This window comes from Neobacillus sp. PS3-12, from assembly GCF_030915385.1.
In the GTDB taxonomy this organism is placed as follows: Bacteria; Bacillota; Bacilli; order Bacillales; family Cytobacillaceae; genus JAEVLT01.
On record NZ_CP133268.1, the window covers coordinates 950,401 to 967,004 of the forward strand.

Here is a 16,604-nt window from a genome sequence, read left to right on the forward strand (position 1 = left end):
CATTCCAACGACTACTCTACAAATTGCCGTAAACTCATTTTCACCTGTACTAGGTGTTCTTTATAGGCTGCAAGCTTTTTATTAAAATCTGCTTCTGATAATTTGCCATCTCCATGTGTTTCTTCGAGTTCAATAATTTTTTCGAGAATGGCCTTTTGCTTTGACATTAATAGTTTGAAAGCTTGTTCTTCCTTATCTGCTCCAATCCTTGCTTCCTCTTTTTTTGACTTCCTTCTAAAATAGATAAACGAAAAGATACCAGCCAAAATGATTGCAATAAGTACAATCAAAAAGATATGCGGATTGAAGTTACTTAGTGCTGATTCTTCCCACATCCGAATATGTCCTGGATTATGAAAAGCTGGAGCCGCCTCTGTTACTGAGCTTTTACTATCGCTTGTGCTTTTGGTACTTGCCTGAGAGGAAGCACCCGCAGGTTGCTTATTTTTGTCGTAAGTCATGGAAAAACTTTGATCTGCTTTTATTCCCGAAATGTTATACCCTTCATAATTTTGACCATCAAATTGAAAGGACCCTTGGTCTGCTGCATCTACACCTTTGAAGGCCACACTGCCCATCCCTTGTGGAACCAATACTTGCATCTGCCCCACAGCGTAATCAAATTTTAGGTCAACGCTTTTTCCCTTCGGCATTTGGTAACTATATGGCAGTACTTCCGTACCATTCGCTTTTATTGGCTGTGTGGCTATAAACCCGAAATCCGTTGTTTTTGTTGGGATTGTACTGTCCAAAAATTTAAAACCAGTTGCGCCAACTGGTAGCGTTACTTTTAATACAGCCTCACTCGTTCCATCACCTGTATACTCCTTAGCTGACGGATTCGTATAGTTTGCCATAATCATCATGTTGGTAGAACCATCATCGGTTGGACTTACAACAAGATAATACGTATCGATTGAGATTTCCGTGTTTGATGCTGCCAGGCTCGTTGTTGGGAGCAACAGCATCAAACCAAGGAAGAAAATCGTGATTAATTTTTTTATCACTTTTTATCCCCCTTTTTTGCTCCATGGCTTTTTATTGCAGCGGCAATTTCTCGTTCAACCTCAGCCATTATGTCTTTATCCATTGGTTTTTTTGTTAGCTCTTCCTCTTCTTCCTTCATGAGGACAGCGATTTGTTCTTCATATTGTCTTTTTAAATTCTTGTAGTCGACTTGTGAGATTTTATCCATTTTATATTCGAATTCGATTTCATTTAGAGTCGATAATAGCGTTTCTTTCGTTTGGACTAGGTCCTCAACATTTGCACTTAGCTTAAGATAGCTGTCCCATTTAAACAATGGGGAGATCGCAAGGAAGAGGCAGCCGAGAATCAGAACCGCTGTAAAAATCACTGAAATGATTGAAATATCATGCATTATGTTCACATCCTAAAGATACTTTTTACGTTCCTCGTCGATTATGGAAGAAAGGATCTCTCTTTCTACTTCATCTTCTTCGTTATCATTTTCAATGATAGGTTCATCTGTTGCTTTTCTCTTTACCCATTTTTTAATAACAAAGAATATAGCTACTGCCGCTGCAGCAAGTGCCACGAAAGGAAGAATCCAGGCTGTTAAGCTAAATCCGCTTTTTTCGGGAGCCGTTAAAATCGACTCCCCATAAATATTGATATAATACTGACGGATTTTATCTTTGTCCCAGCCTTTATTCATCATCTTAACAAGGTCTTTTTTAAAATTCTTTGTCAGGCTGCATGTATTTGGGTCACATTCATAATGATCCTGACCACAGCCGCAGGTACAGGCAAATTGTGATGCAACTGCTTTGAATTCAGCTGATTTATAGTCGATTGTTTTCGCTTCAACTTGTAAAAAAGAGCCTTGAAAAATAAAGAGTAGAACAAGGAGACCCATAAAAACTTTTGTCTTCACATCAGGCCACCTCTTTACGTACCCCTGTGTAACGAGGAGTAATATTTTGGTATTTCCCATTCCAAATGGCAAACAATGCACCGATTACAATCATAAAGGAGCCAATCCAAATCCAGTCCATCATTGGGTTAACTTTTACTAAGAATGTAGCCTTACCGTTTTTATCCCAAGTACTTAAGACAACATATAAATCCTCTTTCAGTGAAGAAATGATGGTAACCTCTGAAGAAGGCTGAGAATCTGTTTGGTTATAAAAGATTTTTTCAGGTTCGTAGGTACCAAGCTTTTCTCCATTCTTAAAGACCGTTATATCTGCATAGACAATATCATTGTTGTTTTCTTTTTTCTGATCCAAACGATCGTAATTAATGCGATAGGATCCCAATTCGATTGATTTTCCTAATGAAACTGTTTTCATTGTTTGTAAATCATAGTTTTGGGAACCAATAATCCCCATTGTAATACACGCAATCCCAAGATGAACAAGGTATCCGCCGTAACGACGACGGTTCTTAACCATTAAGCGATAAAGTGCCACAAAAGGATTTTCATTTGTCATCTTTCTTCTTGCTTTTACCCCTCTATAAAACTCTAAAAAGTGAGTGATTAATAATAGAGTAATAACCCCATATCCAATAACTGCCCAGGCTTTTTGCATACCCAAAACAACCATTAATGCCATCGCAACGACGGCGATTATTGCAGGAATCAAGAAGTTTTTCCTTAAGTTTTTTACAGTTGACCGTTGCCATGCTAGCAAGGGGCAAACCGCCATCACAAACATCATACATAAAAGAATCGGTGCCTCAACTGTGTTAAAGAAAGGAGTTCCAACCGTAACCTTTGTTCCCTTTACAGCTTCAGAAACTAATGGGAAAATGGTTCCCCAGAATACTGCAAACGCAGCACCTACCAACAAGAGGTTATTAATCAAGAAAGAACTTTCTTTTGAAACAAATGATTGAAATTCTCCGGCACTTCTTTTTAGTAAACTATATCTACTCATCAGAATATATAATGAAGCAATTACAGCAACACCCATGAAAATTAAGAAGTATAGCCCCAAATTTGAATTTGCAAATGCATGGACAGATGTGAGAACTCCGCTTCGTACTAAGAATGTTCCAAAAAGGGTTAAAGCATAAGAGATGATGATTAAACTGATATTCCAAACCTTAAGCATATTTTTTCGTTCTTGGATCATAACAGAATGTAAAAACGCAGTAGCGGTTAACCATGGCATAAAGGATGCATTTTCAACAGGGTCCCATGCCCAATAACCACCCCAGCCAAGCTCTACATATGCCCACTGACCGCCAAAAATATTTCCTAAGCTTAAGAACAGCCAGGCAATGATCGTCCAGCGTCTTGTCATTTTGATCCAGAAGTCGTCCATATTTTTCATGATTAAGGCAGCCATTGCAAAAGCAAATGGTACAGCAAGCCCAACATAGCCTAGATATAAAGTGACAGGGTGGATAATCATCCCTGGATTTTGCAGCATTGGATTCAAGCCTCTTCCATCTGCAGGTACAGTTGTTAAAACCTCAAATGGTTTAGCGACAAACCCAAGAATGAAGAAGAAAAATACTGCATTTGCCATTAAGATTGATACGATATACGGAATCATTGGATTACCCTTCATTTTTCTGGAATAGGTAATCATAATGGAATAGAGTGCTAAAAAGAATGTCCATAACAGCAACGAGCCGGAGTTACTTGCCCAAAGGGCTGTTAATTTGTAAATCAGCGGCAAGTCTTTGCTCGTATAATCAGTGACCGTAGAGTATTGAAATTGGGAAGTCCCTAATAAGTAAAACAAGGAAATCATGGCAAGCGCTGCACAAATGAATACCGCAATTGTTCCGCCTTTACCGCTATTAATATATTTTTGATTTTTTGTACTGATCCCAAGTGTCATGATCAGAAGTGAATAAATTGCAAGAGCTAAACCTAGATAGATGGTCGCATTAGCAAATAAAAACATTTTGTCACCTTCTTTTTAGATGCCTATTATTTTTGAGTAGTAGTTGAATTTGCTGGTAAATCTTCTTTGTGTGTCTCAGGATTATAGTTTTTCGGCATATCCTTAACATCCTTACCTTCATATTTCGAAGGGCATCTTGTTTGTACACTTTCAGCTTTAAATTGATTATTTCCCAGTGGTGCCCCTTGAAGAATAGTATCAATGTTATCAGTAAAGTTATCTGGTTTTACTCCGTGATAAATAACATGCAGGGTTTCTTTATTCTTCTTGTTTTTATCTTTGATATCAAATTGCAACTCAACTTTCTTTGCATCCCACTTTATTGATTTTTCTATTAATAAACCTTCAACAGTGACATAATCCTTTTTGTGTTGATCCTGTGTTGCAATAAGCTGTTTGAGCGGAAGTTCAACCCCGCTTGAACCTGGGGTTGCAGCCATTAGAAGGAATACAATTGCTCCAGCGATAATAAAGCCGCCTATTAAAACCATTGTGTTTTTTTTCACACCATACACCCTCTTTAAATTAATTTCTTCATCTCTTCTTCATATGTTTCCTGATCAATCTTCCCGTTTAAAAGCTTCTTACGGAGTTCTTTCTTCTCCTCGGAGTTTGCCAATTTATCTATTTTTTTAGAAGTTGGTTTACCAGGTTGGTTCTTGGTTGATTTATTGGAAGTTAAAGAGGATGCTTTTGGAATTCTTCCTCTCAAACTAAAAAAGATTAATAATCCAGCTAGGATAATGGCTATACCAATAATAGAGGCTCCTCCGATTCCAATAATCGGCTGCTTACTTTTATCTGTACTACTTGTAGTTTTAGTTCCGTTAACTCCTGAATGAGTTGAATCATTTGGCGGCTGCTCTTTATTAATTACTGATAATGAAGATACATTATCCTTTTTGGTATAAGTAAATGAGTAATTTAGAGTGTTTCCTGGTTTCACATTTTTGTATTCGTAATAATACAGATCTTCTTTATAGTCACTTTTAGATGTGCTCTGTGCCTTTGGCTCTAATGCGATATTTTTGGCATTCATAGGTGCATAGAATACAACATCTAATGTTTTAATGTCTGCTTGGTTTGTAAATTGATAGTTAAAGCTTTTTTGATCACTTACATTAATAGAGTTTATATAGTATTCAATAACGTAACGGTACGTATCACCGTTTTTAATTGCCTTACCAGGCTTCCATGTGATGGTGCCCTTGTCCTTATTTACTTCATATGGGCGTTGTACTTCTGATTTATTTACATCAGGAAACTCAGCGACAAGATTGACCTCAAAATTTTTATCTTTGGCTGGAACAGGAATTTCGATATTGCCGCTATAATCCTGTCCACTTTTATTTGTAAAAGTCCCATACTGGCCTACTAGTACTGAGGGAGTATCCTTTGGCCAGTCAGCCGGATAATCAAACTCTGGCATAACTTGGAGCTGCATGTCTTGGTATGGAAATTTCTCTGCCTGAAAGGGAGCTTCGGCATTTGCATTTTTAATGACAAAACTTGATAAGAATGTTGTAATCACGAATAAAGCCAACAACTTCTTTCGCATATTAAGCCTCCTATTAATCTTCTGAAAATGGGGAGAAACTGTATTAAAAATACTTTTTCACTATAATCCTCTTTGAAATAAATATAATATTATTCCACCCTTTATAGTTAAATCACTCTTGAACATTTTGTTAAAGGGAATAAATCGTTGCGTTTTTGTCAAAAAAACAACACAGAAAGTTCACATTTACAAGTAGTCATTTTTGGTTGTTTAACGTAGGCATTTAGTATTGGTTATGATTCTTGTTTTCGGGATTATGTACTTATTTTATAGTTGGATAGATATTACAAAGCATTTAGAAACCCTGTAACGATTTACATTGTTACAGGGTCATTCATTGTTTACTATTTTTTCTGGAGCGACCGAATATAACTGACAATATCGGAGACATCATTTTCCTTTAGCTGCCGTACACCTTCCTGGCCTTTTAAGGATGGTCCCATCCTGGTGTCTTCACGGCCGTACGCCGTGGTAATCCAGATTTGCTCGTCACTTGTATATTTCAAGTATTCGGCATTTGATAATGATGGTCCCATTTTTTGCATTCCAGCGGCATTTTCACCATGACAGGTTAGACAATAGGTTTTGTAAAGACGAATACCATTTTGAACATTACCTTTAATATTCTTTGGTGTAGAAAGTGTTATGTTTTCAGTTTGCCAATTTCTAATATATGTAACAAGATTATTCATGTCCTTTTTCGAGATGGATTGATAACTCGGCATCTCTGTGCCAGTTAGGCCATACTTGATATAGTTTTTTAAATCCTTGTCCGATATGGTATTAAGGAAGTGTTGATTGTTTAATGCAGTCCCAGTCTTCGTGCCTTCACCTTTTCCCGTTTCACCATGACAGGTGATACATTGCTGCCCGAAAATCTTTTCTCCAGCAGATACAACTTTATTTTTCTTTTCTTTAAGATCATTACTAAACAGCAGGGTAAAAATCCCAACTATAATAATAAGATAAAGCCCTATTAATACTTTTTTCACGGGGCACCTCTTACTTTTTTGGCTCAGGGGTTGGAGTTCCTTCACCAAGATCTCCGTATTTCTGGACGATTAAATCATAAGTTTCCTTTGGACTTTTCCCACTATCATGCATTTGTATCGCGTCACGCGCGATATTTACACAGGTGTCTCACGTTATACCATGCTGATCCCATGCTTCAACTGCATTATTTGGACCCATTTTTTGTACAAAGCAATTTAGGTTACTTTTATGCCCATCAGCTACACAGCCGCAAAAACATGGCACCTGAGAGAGGACATTAGGATTATTAGAAGCCATAATATATGTTTCTTGAACTTTTGATGAAGAATTTAAGACGTAATTTGGTAATGGCTGATGTTTTTTGTTTAGTGTTAAATCTTCCTTTTTTGTCCCACAGCCTGCCACAATAACAGCCAAGGCAACAATGGTTATTAATATAAAAGAAAAACGTTTCATTATCTTCCCCTCCTTTCAAATCTTAGATAGCTTCGTTTTCATTTTAGCAAACCCATTTCAACTAATTTGCTTATAATTTTTACTATTTAGTGAAGTTTGTAATGGTAGCAATTGTAAAAAATACTTCTTGCTTTTTTCTATATATTTTGGAGCCAGCCTTCTTGAAGAGCAAAAGTAGCTGCTTGCACACGATTATTCATTTGCAATTTTTCCATAATATTTCTAAGATGATTTTTTACCGTATTTTCGGAAATATAAAGTGAGGCAGCTATTTCGCGATTGGTATAGCCTTTAATCACATGCATTAATATTTCCTTTTCTCTTTTAGTTAGTATGTCTGTTTTCTTCAAAGTTCTTACTGATTTTAGTTCAGATGGCTGATGACTTGTTATAAATTCGACGATTTTTCTTACAATCGGTCCTGTAATGATGCTCTCACCTCGGTAAACCATGTGTATAAATGTTAACAATTCATTAGGTAGTAAATTTTTTAACAAGTAACCTTTTGCGCCTAATCTTAGTGCTTCAAATAATTGATCTTCAATTTCATCAATGGTTAACAAAAGTACTTTTACTTCCGGCATATTCTCAGAAATCTTTCTCAATACCTCTAATCCATCGATATTTGGCAAATTTACATCCATTAATAGAACATCAGGTTTATATTGTTGTACCAATTCATAAGCATCATGGCCATTTTGAGCTTTACCAACGATCTCCATTGTTTCATCATCAGAAAGAATACTTTCTATTCCGCGGATAAACATATAATGGGCATCGGCTATTAAAATTTTGACCTTATCCATTTAGCATCCCTCTATTTACAGATAAAATAAAACTCTCCCATTTCTTTTTCATTTTAGACGTAAAAAAATATGCTTACTAGGCATAAAGAATTAGTTTTATAAATTGTCAAAATTTAAGAGGAACATTTTCACAAAACGCTCATATATTTGTGATTTTTGTGAAGAAAATTTTTCTGAAATAAAAAAAGACTGAGTACCATAAAAAGTACTCAGTCTTTCATTTCAAATTATGCACGTGAAACGTATGTACCGTCTGTTGTGTTAATGATTAAACGGTCACCTTGGTTTACAAAGAATGGAACCTGAACAACCAGACCGGTTTCAACTGTTGCTGGTTTCGTTCCTCCTGAAGCTGTATCCCCTTTAATTCCAGGTTCAGTTTCAGTTACCTCCAACTCAACCGTATTTGGAAGGTCTACCCCAAGGACTTCTCCTTGATACATGACAATAAAGACTTCCATATTTTCTTTTAAGAATTTTAGTTCATACTCAATTCTTGTTGCTGGAAGTTCAATTTGCTCATATGATTCATTGTCCATAAACACATGTTGATCACCGCTTGCATAGAGATATTGCATTCTGCGGTTATCAATCTGTGCTTTTTCAACTTTTTCACCAGCACGGAATGTTTTTTCTTGAATTGCTCCTGTGCGAAGATTCCGAAGCTTGGAACGAACGAATGCCGCACCTTTACCTGGTTTTACGTGTTGGAAATCAATGACGCGCCATATGCCGTTATCAACTTCAATCGTTAAGCCTGTTTTAAAATCGTTTACTGAAATCATAAAATCCTCCTAAATTTGTTATTACAGAATAATAAGTTCTTTTGCTGAATGCGTTAATGCTTCATTATGATCTAAAGTAATCCTTGTATCATCTTCAATGCGAACACCGCCAAGACCTGGGATATAAATTCCAGGTTCACAAGTTACAACCATTCCTGGTTCTAAAACCATTTCAGAACGAGAAGAAACAGCCGGACCTTCATGAACCTCAAGACCAATCCCATGACCGGTTGAATGACCAAAATATTCGCCATAACCCTTTTCAGTGATATAATCCCTTGTTAAGGCATCTGCTTGTTTACATGTCATACCTGGCTTATACCCGTTCATTCCTCTAAGCTGTGATTCGAGGACAATTTCATATATTTCCTTTAGCTTAGGATCAGGTTCGCCAACAGCGATGGTTCTAGTGATGTCGGATACATAACCTTTATAATAGGCACCATAATCAAGCGTTACAAAATCCCCTTTTTCAATCACTTTTTCAGTTGCCACCCCATGTGGTAGGGCAGACCTAAGTCCTGAAGCAACAATCGTATCAAAGGAAGATGATGTTGCCCCCACTTTTCTCATAAAGAACTCCAATTCATTCGAAACCTCAAGTTCTATTTTCCCAGGACGAATGAAGTCTAAAATATGCTTAAATGCAGCATCAGCAATATCTGCTGCTTCCTTTAATATCTTAATCTCTGCGTCAGTCTTAATCAAGCGTAACTTTTCAACCAAGCCCGAAACAGGAACTAGTTCAGCATGAATGACTTTTTCATAAACTTTGAATGAAGAGAAGGTTACATCATCTTCTTCAAACCCAAGTCTTTTAATCCCTAAATTCTTTACCTGCTTAGCAACCTCATCAGGAATGGTGCCAACATGCTTTACAATTTCGAAACCTGTACATTGTTTTGAGGCTTGTTCCACATAACGAAAATCTGTGATAAATTGGGCTCTATCCGCACTGATTAATACGATTCCTGCCGTACCAGTAAAGTTAGTCATATAACGGCGATTATATGGACTTGTAATCAGTAAGCCATCGATCCCAGCAGCTGAAAAGTTTGTTCTTAGCTTCGCTAATTTTTCCATAACAGTATTCTCTCCTTTGCTCCCAAAAAGAGCCCGTATTGGGCTCTTTGATAGCTTTATTTTATCACAATACATTTTTTTCACCTAATATCGTGTTATGTTTCCATTTCTTCCTTTACAAGCATATGATTTTGATGCTCATAACTAATTGAATAACCGATAAACAACCCATATACAATGTATAAGCAAATGCAGGTGATTATGGTATCCCTGCTTAACTCATTAAATGGTCCCATGCTCGGTAACAATGGATTTAAAACAATAAAAACGAGCAAGAACAGGACAATACCATAGATGATGCCAAGCCAAAAGCCATTAAACCTTTTTAAGACCAGATAATATAAAAAAGACGCACCTACGGAAAAGATCCCAATTAGGACTAATGAAATAATGATACCAAGCCAGCCTGTTTTCCAAGCTCCTACAGTCCATGATTCCAGTATGATACCAGGACTGATTTCGATAAAATTAAATGCGTAAGCAAGATAACCCAATTCCGGACCAAAATATTCCTCCAAATAGCCCAGTCCAAAAAACAAGTGCTATAATTGACATGGGTTGTGGATATTTTGATTTTTTTTCACTCTCATCAAATGCCATCGCTGCTACCTCCATCACCATTATGTAAGCATAATCACTCTATAGTTCCTCACGAATAAGTAATCAAAGCATTATTTTTCTGCATTATTATGCCCGAAGTTTTATTTCTTTACATACAAAAAATCCAAACAAAAATTATCTGGTATTTTTATGTCATTCCTAGAGGTTTTTTCTTGTTTTTAGTAGAATAGAATTAAGTACATACAGTTATTTTTTACTGATGTGCAACTTTGATATTAGGTTGGTGTTTACTTACATGTCTGAAACTCAAAAACCTGTTTATGGCGGCCAAGCGGTTGTCGAAGGCGTAATGTTTGGCGGAAAGCATCATTATGTTACGGCTATTCGCCGAAAAGATCAGTCAATTGAATATTTTCAGGTGCCTCGAAAGCCAAATCCCGCTTTTTCATTATTACGAAAAATTCCATTTGTACGTGGAATTGTCTCTATAATCGAAGCAAGCGCAAATGGTTCCAAGCATTTAAACTTTTCTACTGAAAGATATGATTTAAATCCAGAAGAAGATAATACCATTAAAGAAAAAGAACCTTCTAAGCTGTCGATGTACCTGGGAGTTGCTGCGATTGGTGTCATTTCCTTTCTGTTTGGGAAATTTATCTTCACATTGGTACCTGTCTTTTTAGCGGAAATGACTCGGCCGATTTTTAAATCAGATTTTGCTCAGGTATTAATTGAAGGTTTATTTAAGCTATTACTGTTGCTATGCTACATTTATTTTGTTTCGCTCACCCCGCTGATCAAAAGAGTGTTTCAATATCATGGAGCAGAACATAAGGTCATTAATACCTTCGAAGCAGGTAAAGAATTAACTGTTGAAAATGTACGAGAACATTCCCGTCTTCACTACCGCTGTGGCAGCAGCTTTATCCTTTTTACTGTTGTTGTCGGTATTTTTGTCTATATGATTGTTCCAACAACACCACTTTGGGTACGGGTCCTTGATCGTTTAGCACTCATTCCTGTTGTTTTAGGAATCGCTTTTGAGGTCCTTCAGCTAACGAACAAATTAAGGAATATTCCTGTTTTAAAGTACTTGGGAATGCCTGGTTTATGGCTGCAGCTTCTAACAACGAAAGAACCAAACAGTGATCAAATTGAGGTAGCAATTCTTTCCTTTAATCGATTACTAAAAATGGAAAAAGATGCGGAGGCAGAAAATAACGCAGAAGAAATTGTTTAAACTTTCAAATTTTGGGTTTAAAAGAAATTAAAAATGCTTATGATGCTCTTAAGGAGGTGGCTCTCTTGAAAAGTCGGTCAACAGTTCTTATCTTTGGTGCGATATTTGTTCTTGCTTTAATCGGTGTCTCCGGCAGTTTATTTTCCAATCCATCCGGTTTTCTTCAGGGAATAGCTGTGTTTGTCGTGATCGGCATAGCAATATATGTAATTTTACGGCTTATGGGTAAAACAAATCCTCAGAAAAAAGAGCAGCGTGCATTTGTAAAAGCAGCAAAACAATCGAAAAGACGATTGCAAAAGAAAGATACAAAAAGCACCACACCTGGAACACTGGCTACATTAAAAAAAGTAGCCAAGAGAAAGACAAAGAAAACGGCTCATTTAACGGTTATTGATGGAAAAAAAGGGAAAAAGAAAAATCGAGCATCCTTTTAGGTGCTCGTTTTTTTTGGTATTATTTAGTAACACCAGGTCCTAAAAAATTGCTCTGCCTGCTGCCTTCCAATTTCATATATTGCCTTTTTCCTTTCAGTAGTTAACTCAGATTCGATTGGAAAAATTCCATCTGTTGGAATAAAAATGATGTTTTTGACGTGCCTTTTGGAGATATATCTTGCATCATGGGCATCCTTCATCGTTTCAAATAGAGCGGAAAATAACTGAATGGCATTGTCAATTCGATGTTTTTCATGTTCATATTCATTTGGACTTAGCTTAACCCCTAAAACTGGTCTAACCTTATGTCTATCATCCTTATCAAACAGCCAAATTGGAAAGTTACTAAGAACTCCCCCATCTACAAGGATATTAACCCCATCTACCCCGCGCAATTTTACTGGCTCAAAAAAATAAGGAATGCTGCAGCTCATTCGGACAGCCCTTGCAACAGAGAATGATCCTGGAGAGATCCCATACCTCTCCAAGTCGTCAGGTAGAACAATCATTTGGCCATTGCTGATGTCCGAAGCAATAACCCTAAGTGCTTGGGGAGGGAGGTCAGAGAATGTCTTTATCCCTTTAGCTTCAAGTATTTGCCTTAGCCAATTTTCTAACTCATTCCCTTTATATAAACCTAGCTTCCAATATAAAAAAAGCCATCTTGCAAAAGGAATGAATGATTTTCTTGCATCCATCATTTTATTAAATTCAAATTCATCCATTAGCTGAAACATTTCTTTACTTGTATATCCTGCTGCAACTAAGGCTGCAACAATTCAGCCGGCACTAGTTCCTGCAAGTCTTACAAAGTGAAAGCCTCTTTTTTCAATTTCTTCACAGGCTCCAACGAGTGCAAAACCTCTGATTCCTCCTCCAGAAAAAACGCCGTCTATCTTCATGGCTGCCACTCCTAAAGATGTATTTACTGATACACTTTAAGCAGCCTGACAAGAAAATAGTACCTTGGATAAAGGAAAATTTTTAAGTGAAATATTGGACAACAGCGTTGGGAAAGAAAGTATCTACATATCTGCGAATCGTCGTTTCCAAATCCTTTGCTTCATCATCAGGATAGACATATTTGCCGATGCCATATCTTCCCCATTTGTATTTACGCTTTTCTTCGTCCATTTCCAGTTTTGTTTTTGGATACCGTTTTTCAATCACTTTTTTTGCTGGCTTTGTGAATCGATGCTGAATTAGTTCAAACGTTAGGTTCGGCAAATCAAGACCTGCTAGATGTTCCTTCAACCGATCAAACAACTCACGATATCCATCTTCCCAATCCTCATGCATATAGATAGGGGCAATGATAAAACCTAGCGGATACCCCGCCTTTGCGACTTTACGGGCGGCGTCTAGTCTTTCATCAAAAGAAGAGGTACCTGGCTCGAAGTTTTTAATTACGTATCGTGAATTGACACTAAACCGAAAACGAGTCTTTCCGTTATGTTCAGCATCAAGTAGATGGTCGACATGATGGAATTTGGTGACAAAGCGCAGTCGGCCATATTCCGTTTTTCCAATAAACTCAATGGTCTTTTTTAAAGAATGGGTTAAATGATCTAATCCCACAATATCAGAGGTACACGCTGCTTCAAAGCGTGTGATTTCGGGTGCTCGCTCATCCATGTATTTTTGCGCTTGTTCAAAAATCTCTTCTAGATTTACATATGTCCTTATATATGGTTTACTGCCCAAGGTTGTTTGCAGGTAACAATAGTGGCAATGGCCCATGCATCCTGTTGCAAGCGGTATGGCGTATTCTGCGGATGGTTTGGAGGTGTCAAACTTCAATGTTCTTCTTACACCTACAACCAGAGTCGATTTTGCATTGCGGTATTGCTGAAGTTCATTTTCACCCGGAATTCCCCTAACTTGGTTATGGGAGGTGGTTTCCCGTATTTCGAGTCCTAACTTTTCAAATTTCTCTTTCAGCTCGCAGCCAAGCGGATATTCCAATGCTTGCGGTTCGATGTAAACTAATTGAGGCATAAAAGGATCCATATGTATTTCCTCATTTCATAGTCACTTTTTTGTAGTATGAGCATAAAAAAACAAAAGAGGATAGAAAGTTTTTTCCATCCTCTTTTGTGCATTTTTTATAGCCCGCATTTTAATTGCGTACCGCAGTTTGTACAAGTGTTGCAGCCGCCAATTTCTTTTACTTTTCCTTTGCGGCAGACAGGACATGTGTTGCCCACTTCTGAACCGATTGTAACATCTGTTGACCGTAAATCGCTGATTGTATCAACTAAGACAACATGTTGTTTTGGTTTTTCCTTAACATGCTTTACGTCTTCCTGAGTGTTCTCTTCTGCTTTAAGGGTTAGTACTTGCGAGTCGCGGGAGCCATCTACATAAACTGTTCCGCCTTTTGCTCCGCCGCGATATAGGCGCTCATATACTTTTTCAACTTGTTCAACGCTGTAGCCTTTTGGTGAGTTAACAGTTTTACTAATGGAGCTGTCAATCCAGCGCTGGATCACACATTGTACATCTGCATGTGCTTCAGGTGCAAGTTCCATTGCTGTAACAAACCAGCTTGGAAGATTGTCTTTGTCAGCTTCTGGATGCTGTTCAAGGTATTCTTTTACGATATCCGCATTGACCTCGATAAATTTACCAAGGCGTCCGCTGCGGAAGTAAGAAAAGGAAAAATATGGTTCAAGCCCAGTAGATACCCCTACCATTGTCCCAGTGCTTCCAGTAGGAGCAACAGTAAGTAAATGAGAGTTCCTGATTCCATATTCTAAGATCGAGCTGCGAATTTCTTCAGGCATTTTTTGCATATAACCTGTTTCGATGAATGCTTCTCTTAGACGATTGGTTTCGTCAGAAGTTTCGCCTGTTAAGAATGGGAAGCTTCCCTTTTCTTTTGCCAATTCAATGGATGTTTTATACGCAGTGGTTGCGATTGCTTCAAATACTTGATCAACAAGCTCGTTGCCTTCTTCTGAACCATACTCAGTTTCACAATAAATGAGCAGGTCATGAAGTCCCATAACACCTAGACCAACACGACGCTCGCCTAGGGCCTGCTTTTTATTTTCTTCTAGGAAGTATGGAGTAGCGTTAATAACGTTATCCTGCATCCGTACTCCGACTTCTACCGTTTGCTTTAATTTTTCGAAATTCACCATTTTTGTTTCTTTGTCTGCCATTTCCGCTAGGTTTACAGCAGCAAGGTTACAAACGGAAAATGGTGCAAGGGGTTGTTCCCCACACGGATTTGTTGCAACTACTTTTTGTCCATATGCTTTAGCATTTGTCATGTCGTTCGCATTATCGATAAAGAAAATGCCTGGTTCTGCAGAGTAGGTAGCACAAATATTAATTAAGTTCCAAAGTTCTTTCGCACGAATCTTTTTGTACACCCGTATTTTGTGTCCTAGTTTTTCCCACTCACGAACATCGCCATATTTATGCCATTCTTCGTTGTAAGCTTTCATTTCTTCTTCGTTGTAAATCTCAACATATGGAAAACGCAATTCATATTCAGCATCATTTTCAACTGCATCCATAAATTCCTTTGTCAAACAAACAGAGATGTTTGCACCTGTTAGGAATTCAGAATTGTGAACAGAATAATTTCCGCCTTCTTCAAGCTTTTCTTCAGCAGCTGCGATGATTTCTTCACTGAAACCTCCGGACCCTGGAATATCTTTGTATCGAACAATGCCTTGATACATATCCCTTTCTTGCTGGGTCAATGGAGTGAATTTTAATTTATCTTTTGCAAGCTTTTTAATCGTTTCATCGCTTGTATTTTCAATTAAGAATCGTAGAATTCTTGGATTTTGCATCTTAGAGATAATGAATTCAATAATGTCAGGATGCCAGTCCGAAAGCATGATCATCTGGGCACCTCTGCGCGAACCACCTTGCTCAACTAAATGCGTCAGTTTCGCAATGTCATCAAGCCATGAAACAGACCCTGATGATTTTCCATTTACGCCCCTTGCCAATGTATTGCGTGGACGCAATGTTGAACCGTTCGTTCCGACACCGCCGCCGCGGCTCATGATCTCCATAACCTGCTTGCGGTGATCAGAAATACCTTCACGAGAATCAGCTACAAACGGCATGACATAACAGTTAAAGTACGTAACATCCGTTTCAGCACCTGCACCATAAAGAACACGTCCGGCAGGGATAAAGTTTAAGTTTACTAATTCCTCATAAAACTTCTCAAACCATTCCTGACGCTTTTCTTCCGTTTTCTCAACAGCTGCAAGTCCAGTTGCATTCCGTTTGGCAATCTGCTCATAAAAAATTTCCAGAGGCTTTTCTATCACATCCAAAGAACGGTTGATAATGCCATCTACAGCTTCTTGCGGATCAAGTACTCCTCTAAACTCTTCTTCAACTACGACAGTTGCTTTTTTCTTCTCCCAGTCAATTTCCATAATGTAGCCCAGACCACGTGCAGGGAATTTTGGATCTTCTTTTATAGTTAAAACAACGAAGTCACCTTGTGTGAGCGTAATTTTTTCTGTGTCCTTAAACGTATAACGGTCCAGCATAACTAAACGCGAAACACCCTTATGTGTAATTTTCATGTCCGGGGTGATCGGGTGTACTTGAGGAAAAAGATGAATATCCTCGTTTAGTCTTTCAATATCAATATTCAGTTTTGGTCTAAAAACAACTGACATGGGAACAACTCCTTCAAATATGTGTTTCACAAATGCTCTATTCTAGTTAGTTCATTGCTAGATCTAGATGTAAATTTAATATCTTTAAGTTACCACATGAGTTTATAAAACACAATCAAAAAATCTATATGTAGTACCGA

General features: G+C 37.7%; 16 protein-coding genes and 1 pseudogene. 2 read left to right on the forward strand and 15 right to left on the reverse strand.

All coding sequences use genetic code 11. The features are described 5' to 3' along the window. Positions 1–11: 11 nt before the first annotated feature. The 12 genes from RCG17_RS04945 to RCG17_RS05000 all read right to left on the reverse strand — a co-directional run bounded on the left by RCG17_RS04945 (position 12) and on the right by RCG17_RS05000 (position 10,083). Positions 12–1,007 (reverse strand): hypothetical protein, encoded by a 996-nt coding sequence (locus RCG17_RS04945; RefSeq protein ID WP_308174150.1) that lies wholly within the window; start codon positions 1,005–1,007, stop codon positions 12–14. Further along, the gene (locus RCG17_RS04950) at positions 1,004–1,381 is read right to left on the reverse strand and encodes a hypothetical protein (protein WP_308174151.1); all 378 of its coding nucleotides are present in this window, start codon (positions 1,379–1,381) and stop codon (positions 1,004–1,006) included. The genes RCG17_RS04945 and RCG17_RS04950 overlap by 4 nt, the downstream gene beginning before the upstream one ends. Before the next feature lie 12 nt (positions 1,382–1,393). Further along, positions 1,394–1,897, reverse strand: a complete 504-nt coding sequence (locus tag RCG17_RS04955; protein WP_308174152.1) for a cytochrome c-type biogenesis protein — start codon at positions 1,895–1,897, stop codon at positions 1,394–1,396. Between the two features lies 1 nt (position 1,898). Then, positions 1,899–3,884 carry a heme lyase CcmF/NrfE family subunit gene (locus tag RCG17_RS04960; protein ID WP_308174153.1) on the reverse strand — a complete coding sequence of 662 codons (1,986 nt, stop codon included), beginning with the start codon at positions 3,882–3,884 and terminating at the stop codon, positions 1,899–1,901. Between the two features lie 26 nt (positions 3,885–3,910). Further along, positions 3,911–4,390, reverse strand: a complete 480-nt coding sequence (locus RCG17_RS04965) for a cytochrome c maturation protein CcmE (RefSeq protein ID WP_308174154.1) — start codon at positions 4,388–4,390, stop codon at positions 3,911–3,913. A gap of 14 nt (positions 4,391–4,404) precedes the next feature. Then, entirely contained in the window at positions 4,405–5,442 is a 1,038-nt protein-coding gene (locus RCG17_RS04970; protein WP_308174155.1) for a hypothetical protein, read from the reverse strand. A 344-nt stretch (positions 5,443–5,786) separates the two neighbouring features. Then, positions 5,787–6,434, reverse strand: a complete 648-nt coding sequence (locus RCG17_RS04975) for a c-type cytochrome (protein WP_308174156.1) — start codon at positions 6,432–6,434, stop codon at positions 5,787–5,789. A 10-nt stretch (positions 6,435–6,444) separates the two neighbouring features. After that, positions 6,445–6,891 (reverse strand): PCYCGC motif-containing (lipo)protein, encoded by a 447-nt coding sequence (locus tag RCG17_RS04980; RefSeq protein WP_308174157.1) that lies wholly within the window; start codon positions 6,889–6,891, stop codon positions 6,445–6,447. A 137-nt stretch (positions 6,892–7,028) separates the two neighbouring features. Beyond that, positions 7,029–7,697: a response regulator gene (locus RCG17_RS04985; RefSeq protein ID WP_308174158.1), complete on the reverse strand. Its 669-nt coding sequence runs from the start codon at positions 7,695–7,697 to the stop codon at positions 7,029–7,031. 227 nt (positions 7,698–7,924) lie between these two features. Continuing rightward, positions 7,925–8,482 carry an elongation factor P gene (efp, locus tag RCG17_RS04990; RefSeq protein WP_308174159.1) on the reverse strand — a complete coding sequence of 186 codons (558 nt, stop codon included), beginning with the start codon at positions 8,480–8,482 and terminating at the stop codon, positions 7,925–7,927. Between the two features lie 21 nt (positions 8,483–8,503). Continuing rightward, positions 8,504–9,565: a Xaa-Pro dipeptidase gene (pepQ, locus tag RCG17_RS04995; RefSeq protein WP_308174160.1), complete on the reverse strand. Its 1,062-nt coding sequence runs from the start codon at positions 9,563–9,565 to the stop codon at positions 8,504–8,506. A 95-nt stretch (positions 9,566–9,660) separates the two neighbouring features. After that, positions 9,661–10,083 carry a YqhR family membrane protein gene (locus RCG17_RS05000; protein ID WP_308174161.1) on the reverse strand — a complete coding sequence of 141 codons (423 nt, stop codon included), beginning with the start codon at positions 10,081–10,083 and terminating at the stop codon, positions 9,661–9,663. Positions 10,084–10,421: 338 nt separating this feature from the next. Between RCG17_RS05000 and RCG17_RS05005 the strand changes: the two genes are divergently transcribed. Both RCG17_RS05005 and RCG17_RS05010 read left to right on the forward strand, forming a co-directional pair. After that, complete coding sequence (locus tag RCG17_RS05005) at positions 10,422–11,366, forward strand: DUF1385 domain-containing protein (protein ID WP_308174162.1); 945 nt, start codon at positions 10,422–10,424, stop codon at positions 11,364–11,366. A gap of 56 nt (positions 11,367–11,422) precedes the next feature. Next, positions 11,423–11,803 (forward strand): SA1362 family protein, encoded by a 381-nt coding sequence (locus RCG17_RS05010; protein WP_308174163.1) that lies wholly within the window; start codon positions 11,423–11,425, stop codon positions 11,801–11,803. Between the two features lie 23 nt (positions 11,804–11,826). Here the strand turns inward: RCG17_RS05010 and RCG17_RS05015 are convergent. From RCG17_RS05015 to RCG17_RS05025, 3 genes and pseudogenes are all read right to left on the reverse strand, one after another. Further along, a pseudogene (locus tag RCG17_RS05015) lies at positions 11,827–12,705 on the reverse strand (patatin-like phospholipase family protein). A gap of 82 nt (positions 12,706–12,787) precedes the next feature. Continuing rightward, positions 12,788–13,813 (reverse strand): spore photoproduct lyase, encoded by a 1,026-nt coding sequence (gene splB, locus RCG17_RS05020; protein ID WP_308174164.1) that lies wholly within the window; start codon positions 13,811–13,813, stop codon positions 12,788–12,790. Positions 13,814–13,908: 95 nt separating this feature from the next. After that, a complete protein-coding gene (locus RCG17_RS05025; RefSeq protein ID WP_308174165.1) occupies positions 13,909–16,464 on the reverse strand; it encodes a vitamin B12-dependent ribonucleotide reductase in 2,556 nt (851 codons plus the stop codon). Positions 16,465–16,604 lie beyond the last annotated feature (140 nt).